General features: G+C 71.7%; 7 protein-coding genes. 3 read left to right on the top strand and 4 right to left on the bottom strand.

What is annotated here, in order from left to right; all coding sequences use genetic code 11:
- Window positions 1-48: 48 nt before the first annotated feature.
- The 3 genes from SLAV_RS08245 to SLAV_RS08235 all read right to left on the bottom strand — a co-directional run bounded on the left by SLAV_RS08245 (window position 49) and on the right by SLAV_RS08235 (window position 3153).
- Entirely contained in the window at window positions 49-990 is a 942-nt protein-coding gene (locus SLAV_RS08245) for an ACP S-malonyltransferase (RefSeq protein ID WP_051841542.1), read from the bottom strand.
- Between the two features lie 277 nt (window positions 991-1267).
- Window positions 1268-2137, bottom strand: coding sequence for an ABC transporter permease (locus SLAV_RS08240; RefSeq protein ID WP_234333966.1), 870 nt, complete (start codon window positions 2135-2137; stop codon window positions 1268-1270).
- Complete coding sequence (locus SLAV_RS08235) at window positions 2134-3153, bottom strand: ABC transporter ATP-binding protein (protein ID WP_030241577.1); 1020 nt, start codon at window positions 3151-3153, stop codon at window positions 2134-2136. The genes SLAV_RS08240 and SLAV_RS08235 overlap by 4 nt, the downstream gene beginning before the upstream one ends.
- 314 nt (window positions 3154-3467) lie before the next feature.
- Between SLAV_RS08235 and SLAV_RS08230 the strand changes: the two genes are divergently transcribed.
- From SLAV_RS08230 to SLAV_RS08220, 3 genes are all read left to right on the top strand, one after another.
- Complete coding sequence (locus SLAV_RS08230) at window positions 3468-4058, top strand: sugar phosphate nucleotidyltransferase (protein WP_051841541.1); 591 nt, start codon at window positions 3468-3470, stop codon at window positions 4056-4058.
- An 81-nt stretch (window positions 4059-4139) separates the two neighbouring features.
- A complete protein-coding gene (locus SLAV_RS08225; protein WP_051841540.1) occupies window positions 4140-4784 on the top strand; it encodes a thioesterase II family protein in 645 nt (214 codons plus the stop codon).
- 124 nt (window positions 4785-4908) lie between these two features.
- Window positions 4909-6318 carry a class I adenylate-forming enzyme family protein gene (locus SLAV_RS08220; RefSeq protein WP_030241570.1) on the top strand — a complete coding sequence of 470 codons (1410 nt, stop codon included), beginning with the start codon at window positions 4909-4911 and terminating at the stop codon, window positions 6316-6318.
- A 100-nt stretch (window positions 6319-6418) separates the two neighbouring features.
- Here the strand turns inward: SLAV_RS08220 and SLAV_RS08215 are convergent, their stop codons facing one another.
- Window positions 6419-8080, bottom strand: coding sequence for a flavin monoamine oxidase family protein (locus tag SLAV_RS08215; RefSeq protein ID WP_030241567.1), 1662 nt, complete (start codon window positions 8078-8080; stop codon window positions 6419-6421).
- Window positions 8081-8142 lie beyond the last annotated feature (62 nt).

The following is an 8142-nucleotide window of genomic DNA, read 5'->3' as shown; positions in this document are numbered from 1 at the left end:
ACCCCCCTGGGGGTGGGGCCCTGCCCCGTGCACGGCGGTGCGGGCGCCTCAGGCGCCGCGCCGGACCCGCGCCGCCCGGGAGCGCTGGAGAGCCTGCTGTCGCTCGCGCTCGCGGGCCCGCTTCTTGGGCAGGCCCACCGCGTGCACCTCGAAGTTGTCCTTGGTGACGTCGAGCCGGTGGAAGAGGCTGTCGGGGCCGGTCATGTACAGGGTGCCCACACCGAGCCCCTTGAGGGACTCCACCATGCGCGGCCAGTGGATGGGCCGGTCGAAGGTGTCCAGCATCATGGTGCGCATTCCGGCGGCGTCCCGGATGACGCTGCCGTCGTGGTCGACGACCACGGGGAGGGAGGGGTCGGCGAACTCGTACGCCCCGAAGACCTCTTCCTCCGCCTTCTTGCGCAGCGCCGAGAAGGCCGCCGCGTGCACGGGCGGCCGCATCGAGTACATGGAGTAGCCGCCGGCCGCGCTGATGCCGGCGTTCAGGGCGTCGAGGTCCCCCTCGCGAACGGAGAGCATGTGGAAGCCCGCGTCGAGCCGGCCGGAGGAGTCGTACCAGGCGCCCCGGTCGTCGAACCCGGCGAGGATCTCGTCCAGCCGGTCCTGCGGGGTGCGGACGAAGCAGTGCGTGACCACGTCCTCGTAGGCGTCCGCGAAGTACTCCTCCTCGCAGCGGGCCAGCTCGGCGGTCAGCCGTACGACCTCGGGGAAGGACAGCGAGCCGACGAAGGCGGCGGTGGCCTTCTGGCCGAAGCTCGGCCCGGCGCAGACGGTGGGGACGGCACCGAGGGTGTCCACGGCCCGGTCCGCCAGCGCCATCGAGTTCACCAGGAAGGCGATCTGGAAATCGACCGAATAATCCTCCTCCGCGTCCCGGAAGCGATCGAACACCGAGTATCCGAGTGCCTCGTCCGCCTCCGCCAGACGAACCCGCGCATACGGGTCGAGCAGCAGGAACTTGCCGACTTCGGCGAAAGAGGCGGGTCCCATTCCGGGGAATACGATCGCGGTTCCGGAGCGCGGTTCCGGAGATTCCACGGCGGGGGAGCCGACCGTGTTGCCGGCAGTAATGGCGACAGGGGAATCGGTAGGCGAATCGGTAGGCGAATCGGCGGGAATTTCGGCAGCGATCGCGGCGGAACGAGTCATGATCCGTGAATACCTTTGCTTCCGGGAAGGGGATGGGGACGGGCAGCGAGAAGGCCCCGCACCCGGCCGGCGCGCGGTGCGCCGGTCCGGGCACGAGGCCGGGAGGAGGGGGCGGGGGTCAGTCCTGGGCCCTGCGGTGGAAGCCCTTGATGCCGATCGCCCCGAAGATCAGGATCGCCGCGGTGAGCGCCGAGACGCACACCCACAGCGGGATCGAGCCGGGGCCGCCGGGCGGCAGCAGCAGCGAGCGGATGCCCTCGGTGACGTAGGTCAGCGGGTTGAGCGTGCACAGCACCTGGAACCAGCGGACCTCCGCCAGTCCGTGCCACGGGAACTGGGTGCAGCCGGTGAACATCAGCGGGGTCAGCGTGACCGCGAAGACGATGCTGATGTGCCGCGGCGGGGCCAGCGTGCCGATGGTCAGCCCCACCGTGCTGCCGGCCAGCGCGCCCATCAGGAGCACGCCCACCGTGGCCGGGAAGCGGTCCATGGGCCATGAGGCGTGGTCGAGGACCAGGAAGCCCATCGGGATCATCAGCAGCGAGGCGACGATACCGCGCAGCATGCCGAAGACCAGCTTCTCGACGGCCACCAGGAAGGTGGGGATCGGGGCCAGCAGGCGGTCCTCGATCTCCTTGCTCCAGGAGAAGTCGATGATCAGCGGGAGCGCCGTGTTCTGGAGGCTCACCAGGAAGGCGTTGAGCGCCACCACACCGGGCAGCAGCACCTGCTGGAAGCCGCCGCCGGTGAAGCCGAGCTCGCCGAGGACCTTGCCGAAGACGAACAGGATGAAGAACGGCTCCACGAGCACCTGGGCGAGGAACGTCGGCAGCTCGCGGCCCGTGACGAAGACGTCCCGCCACAGGATGAAGAAGAACGTACGGGTCACCGAGCGGACGCCCGCGGGCGCCGGCCGCAGCTCGCGGGGGAAACCGGCGACCGGATCGGGCGCGCCGGTGGCGGCGGTGGTGGCAGTGGCGGTGCTCATCGCAGCTCCCTGCCGGTCAGCGAGATGAAGACGTCCTCCAGCGTGGCGGTGCCCACTTTGATGTCCTTGATGTCGCAGTTCGCCGCCGCGAGGGTGGTGATCGCGGCCGGGAGCAGCGCGCCGGTCGGCGCGTCGCTGTACAGGCGCAGCCGTACGGGGGCGTCCGCGTCGGCCGCGTCCGCCGCGGCGTCCGGGCCCTGCCCCCCCTCCTCGCCGCGGGGCGGCTCGACGCGCTCAACCCCCGTCACCGCCTCGATCTTCTCCAGCAGGCGGACGACCTCGACGGCACCGGACTCGCCGGGCCGCACGGTGAGGGTGCAGGCCGTGCCGCTCAGGCTCTCCATGAGCGCCTGCGGGGTGTCCAGGGCGAGCAGCCGGCCGTGGTCCACGATGCCGACGCGGTCGCACAGCCGGGCGGCCTCGTCCATGTCGTGGGTGGTGAGGACGGTGGTCACACCGCGCCCGCTCAGCTCGGCCACCCGCTCGTGGATGAACAGCCTCGCCTGCGGGTCGAGTCCGTTGGCGGGCTCGTCGAGGAAGAGGACGTCGGGCCGGTGCATCAGCGCCCGGGCGATCATCACGCGCTGCGCCTGGCCGCCGGAGAGCTGGTCGCCGCGGTCCTTGCCGCGGTCGCCGAGTCCCACCCACTCCAGGCACTCGTCGGCGAGCCGGCGCCGTTCGGCGCGGCCCATGCCGTGGTAGCCGGCGTGGAAGGTGAGGTTCTGCCGCAGGGTGAGCGACTGGTCGAGGTTGTTGCGCTGCGGCACGACGGCGAAAGCCCGGCGGGCCTGGGCGGGATGGGCCACGACGTCCACGCCCTGGACGAACGCGCGCCCCGCGGTGGGGGCCACGCGGGTGGTCAGGATGCCGATGGTGGTGGTCTTGCCGGCTCCGTTGGGTCCCAGGAAGCCGAAGACCTCGCCCCGGCGTACCGAGAAGCTCAGGTCGTTCACTGCCGGCTGGTCCCGGTCCCGGTACTTCTTGACGAGTCCGTCGACCACGACAGTGGATTCCACGGGTCTTTCAGGTTTCATTTATTCCTGCGAATCAAGCGGGACGCGCAACGGCGGCCTGGGCTTCGCGGGGGGAATATCGCGTGACCGGCCGCGCGTCGGGCGCCGACTGAATAGGACACGGAACTGATCGCTTCCTGTCTAGCATGCGGGGTGGGCCGACCGCCCCTGCGGGGGCACGGCTAGGGGCGATGCCCAATTGGTTAGGGGGGAATAGGGGTGATCGCGGATTGCCGCCGGGAAATATGCTCACGACGCCACCGCGTGACCGCGCCGGACATCTCCGTTCGCCTCACCTTTCCCGCGAGGAGACCCCCGTGAAAGCACTCGTCCTGTCGGGGAGATCCGGCACCAGCCCGCGCCCCCTGCCCGCCGTGGCCGAGGGCCGGCCGGGCCCGGACGCCGGCAAGCCGGTGCTCTTCGACGTCCTGGAGGGGATCGCCGACGCCGGCATCCTCGACGTCGGCATCGTCCTCGGAGAGGGCGCCGACGAGGTCCGGGCGGCCGTCGGCGACGGCGCCCGCTTCGGCGTCAGCATCACCTACCTGCCCCAGCACCGGCCGCTGGGCCCGGCCCACGCCCTGCGCTGCGCGCGGGACTGGCTGGGCGAGGACGACTTCGTGACGCTCTCCGCCGACACCTTCGTCCCGGGCGGGATCGGCGAGCAGGTGGAGGATTTCCGCACCCGGCGCCCCGCCGCGCAGGCGGCGGCGGACCGGCCCGGCGTGTACTTCTTCACGGAAGCCGTCCACCGGGCCGCCGACGCCACCCCCGACGCGCTCCCCGGCGAGAGCGGCCTGCCGGACGTCCTGCGGTGGCTGGCCGGCCAGGGCCTGGAGGTCGTCCCCGACGGCGGCCTCCCCACCGCCGGTGCCGCAGGCCGCGGCGGGCCACAGATCCGTCCATGAAGGCCCTCCGCACGGGAGGCGCCGTTCGTACGCCCGACCACGAGTCGTCAGGGCACCACCCGATGCGGAGTTTCAGGGAGCATGACGCATGCGCACGACCGGCCCGCCGCCGGGGAGACCACCCCCGACGGGGTCAGCCTGATCCAGATCAGGCAGCCCGCGGTGCCCAGCAGCTACCGGATGATCTGCTTCCCGAGCTCGCGGAACTCACCGCTCTGCTACCTGGCGATGGCCGACCTCCTGCTCCCCACCGTCGAGCTGCTCATCGTCCAGTACCCGTCCACGCTCTGCGACGAGGACCCCGATCAGGGAGCGGGCACGGGACTCGCCGACAAGGTCTTCGAGGCCGTACGGGGCTGGGCCGACCGCCCGTTCGCCCTGTTCGGGCACCGGCACGGGGCGGATCTCGCCTACGCGGTGGGCTGCCGGCTCGAACGCGAGACGTACACGGCACCCCTGACCCTCTTCGTCTCCGGGCAGGCCGCACCCGGCCACCGCGGCAGCCTCGGCCCGCCGCCGCTGGACTGCCGGGTCGTCGCCCTGGCGGCCCGGCACGACCCGCGCGCCACGGTGTCGGCCGTGCGGTCCTGGCGGCGCAGCACCTCGGGCCGCTTCGACCTGGAGATCTTTCCCGGCGCCCAGGGCTACCTGAAGACCTACCGCCGGGAGGTGGTCAACATCGTGCACGACCAGCTGATCTCGCTCGGTGAACCCGACCCGGACTGACCACCCCATCACCGGTGACGCTCGCTGATCCGGCGATCCACCCCATGAACGGCCCCGGCCCCGGCCCGGCGGACCGCACGCCGCCCGGCCGTGGCAGGCCCAGAGGAAGGACATTGTGCGACCGATGACCGCGAAGATATGCGCAGCAGACTCGGTACGGACCATCGAGGAGTTCGAACAGGACGCCCTCCGGGTGGCCGGTGCCATCCGCGAACGGGGCGTCGGCCTCGGAGACCGCGTCATGCTGAAGGCCGGCAACTCGGCGAGCTACGTGTGCGTGCTGTACGCGCTGATGCACGTCGGCGCCTCGATCGTCCTCGTCGACCAGCAGGAACACCAGGAGGAGACCCGCCGCATCGCCGTACGCACCGGCGTGAAGGTCACCTTCGTCGACGACGACACCCCCATCTACCAGGACGCCGACCCCGTCCACCTCTACGAGCTGATGGTCGCCGTCACCGACCACGAACCCACCGAACCCGCCCTGGACTTCGGGGCCTGGGGCGAACTGCCCGACGGCCTCATCATGTGGACCTCGGGCTCCACCGGATCCCCCAAGGGCGTGGTGAAGTCCGGTGCCTCGTTCCTGCGCAACCTGCAGCGCAACGCCGACCAGGTAGGGCACCGCCCCGACGACGTGCTGATGCCGCTGCTGCCCTTCGCCCACCAGTACGGCCTGTCGATGGTGCTCATCGCCTGGCTCACCCGCTGCTCCCTGGTGATCGCCCCCTACCGCCGGCTGGACCGCGCCCTGCGCATGGCCCGCGACGCCGGGGTGACCGTCATCGACGCGACCCCCTCCAGCTACCGCAGCATCCTCAGCCTGGTCACCCGCAAGCCCGCGCTGCGCGCCCACCTCGCCGACACCCGCATGTTCTGCGTCGGCGCGGCCCCGCTCGACGCGCCGCTGGTCGGCCGGTACGTCGCCGAGTTCGGCCTGCCGCTGCTCGACAGCTACGGCTCCACCGAACTGGGCAACATCTCCTTCGCCACCCTCGACAACCCGGTCGCCTGCGGCCGGGCCATGGAGGGGATCCGGCTGCGGATCGTCGACGAGGACGGCCGCGAACTGCCGGCGGGGGAGACGGGCGAGATCGAGGTCGACACCCCGGACGCCCTGGAGGGCCAGGTGGAGGAGGACGGCACCATCGCCCCCGCGCACGCCACCGGCTGGCAGGCCACCGGCGACCTCGGCCACCTCGACGCGGACGCCAACCTGCACGTCCTCGGACGCAAGTTCGCCGTCCACCGGATGGGGTACACCCTCTACCCCGAACTCATCGAGCGCAAGGTGGCCGCCGAAGGCTGCCCCACCCGGATCGTACCCCTGCCCGACGAACTGCGCGGCTCCCAGCTGGTGTTCTTCGTCGAGGACGAGGAGCTGCGGGACGCGGCCCACTGGCGCGAGCGCCTGTGCGGGCTGCTGCCGGTCTACGAACAGCCCAACAAGGTCGTCGTGCTGGAGCAGTTCCCGCTGAACCGCAACGGCAAGCCCGACAAGAAGGCGCTGGCGGTGCTCGCCGCCGAGGCGTGAGGACCGCGCCTCCAGGGGCGGAGCGGTGAAGGCGCCCCCGCGGCATCGCGGGGGCGCCTTCGTCCTGTGTACGGCCGGTGCGCCGGACGGGCGCCCCGGGTCACTCCTCGTAGGGGAGCTCGACGGGCGCCAGCGCGTCGAAGAGGTCGCCGGGGCCGGGGTTGTCGGGGTGGCTCGCCCCCCCGAGGTGGTCCACGACCCCCCACACCGCGTTCAGCGCCGTGGTGACGGCCCCCTCCGCGAACCCGCCCGTCCACGAGACGTCGTCGCCGCACAGGAAGAAACCGCGCTCCCCGGCCGTCAGCCCGCGCTGCATGAACTGGGTGAACAGCCGCCGCTGGTAGCGGTACTGGCCCGGCAGGTTCGCCTTGAAGGCGCCCATGAAGTGCGGTTCCGTCTCCCAGGTGATGGTGAGCGGATCACCGATCACGTGGGAGCGGACGTCCACCCCGGGATAGATCGCCGCGAGCTTGCCCAGCAGCGCGTCCAGCCGCTCCCGCGGGCCGAGCGTGGCCATCTTCAGGGAGTCGTCGTTCCAGGTGTACGACAGGCACATCACGCCCGGCCGGTCCGGGCCGTCGTCGAAGAGGTAGACCCCGCGCGGCATCCGGTCGGTGAGCGTCATGCTCATCACCGGCAGGCCCGTGTCCGGGTCCACGTCACGCCAGAACGGGCGGTCGGTCAGCACGAACAGCTTGGAGGAGCCCATGTAGTGGGTGCGCTCCACCGCCGTCCACAGCGGCGCGCTCAGCAGCGCCGGATCGGCCTCCACCCGGTTCAGCAACGTCCACACGTGCGGGGTGTAGACCACGGCCGGGAACCGGTCGACGCGGCCCTCGGTGTCGGTGACGGTGAACTCCGCCCCCGCGCGGGCGACCGCGCGTGCCCCGGGCCGCGGCGAGCCGCCGTGCAGGGAGGCCAGCGAGGTGCCCGCCGGCCAGTGCGCGCACTGGTGGGGCCGGTGTTCCCACAGCCCGCGCGGCACCTGCTGGGAGCCGCCGGCGATGGCCATCTGGTGGTCGTCGGCCTCCGTGTAGACCACGCGCAGGATCTCCAGCAGCGAGTTCGGGAAGTCGGTGTCCCATCCGCCCGTACCGAAGCCCACCTGCCCGAAGACCTCCCGGTGCCGGAAGGAGCGGAACGCCGAGCTGGTGGCGAGGAAGCCGTGGAAGGACTGGTCGTCGAACTCCCGCACCAGCCGGTCCCAGACGTGCTTGAGCGTCTCGACGTCGCGCCGCCGGACGGCGTCGCGCATCGTGGCCAGTTCCGCCCGCTCCTGGAGGGCCTTCTCCCAGGCGGCGGCCACCTCCTGGTAGACGTCGGGGAGTTCGCCGGCGCCGCGCACCGTGTGCCGTACGCCGCCCAGGTCGATGAGGGTGCTGGGGGTGTGCGGTGCCAGCGGGTTGGGGAAGGGGCTGGTGCGCAGCCCCAGCAGGTCGATGTAGTGGAACAGCGAGCGGGCCGACAGCGGGAAGCGCATCGCGCCCATCTCCGCCACGCAGTCCGGCCGTTCCGGGAAGGCCACCGAGCGCATCCGGCCGCCCAGTTGGTCGGCCTCGTAGACGACCGGGCGCAGGCCCAGCCGCATCAGTTCGTAGGCGGCGGTCAGTCCCGCCATCCCGCCGCCGATGACCGCCACCGGCGTGCCGGCCCGGTCGGGCGGCAGAGAGCCCAGGCCCGCCGGATGGCGGAGCCAGCCGTCGTAGGAGAACGGGAAGTCCGGCACGAGCATGGTGGTGGGAGCCGGGCTTGCTGATGTCATCTGGAGTACCTCTCGGGCCGGTGCGACATCGCTTCCAGGGGAACCGGAGCGAGCCGGGCGCG

The sequence above is a fragment of the Streptomyces lavendulae subsp. lavendulae genome, assembly GCF_002803845.1.
Classification (GTDB): domain Bacteria; phylum Actinomycetota; class Actinomycetes; order Streptomycetales; family Streptomycetaceae; genus Streptomyces; species Streptomyces lavendulae.
Note: the sequence above shows the minus strand (reverse complement) of the source record. Positions and strands in the feature narration are given on the sequence as shown.

Bases quoted from the DNA above. Each gene is read 5' to 3' on its own strand.
- SLAV_RS08225 (WP_051841540.1), top strand. From the start codon at position 4,140: ATGACGCATGCGCACGACCGGCCCGCCGCCGGGGAGACCACCCCCGAC.
- SLAV_RS08240 (WP_234333966.1), bottom strand. From the start codon at position 2,137: ATGAGCACCGCCACTGCCACCACCGCCGCCACCGGCGCGCCCGATCCG.
- SLAV_RS08220 (WP_030241570.1), top strand. From the start codon at position 4,909: ATGACCGCGAAGATATGCGCAGCAGACTCGGTACGGACCATCGAGGAG.
- SLAV_RS08215 (WP_030241567.1), bottom strand. From the start codon at position 8,080: ATGACATCAGCAAGCCCGGCTCCCACCACCATGCTCGTGCCGGACTTC.
- SLAV_RS08245 (WP_051841542.1), bottom strand. From the start codon at position 990: ATGGGACCCGCCTCTTTCGCCGAAGTCGGCAAGTTCCTGCTGCTCGAC.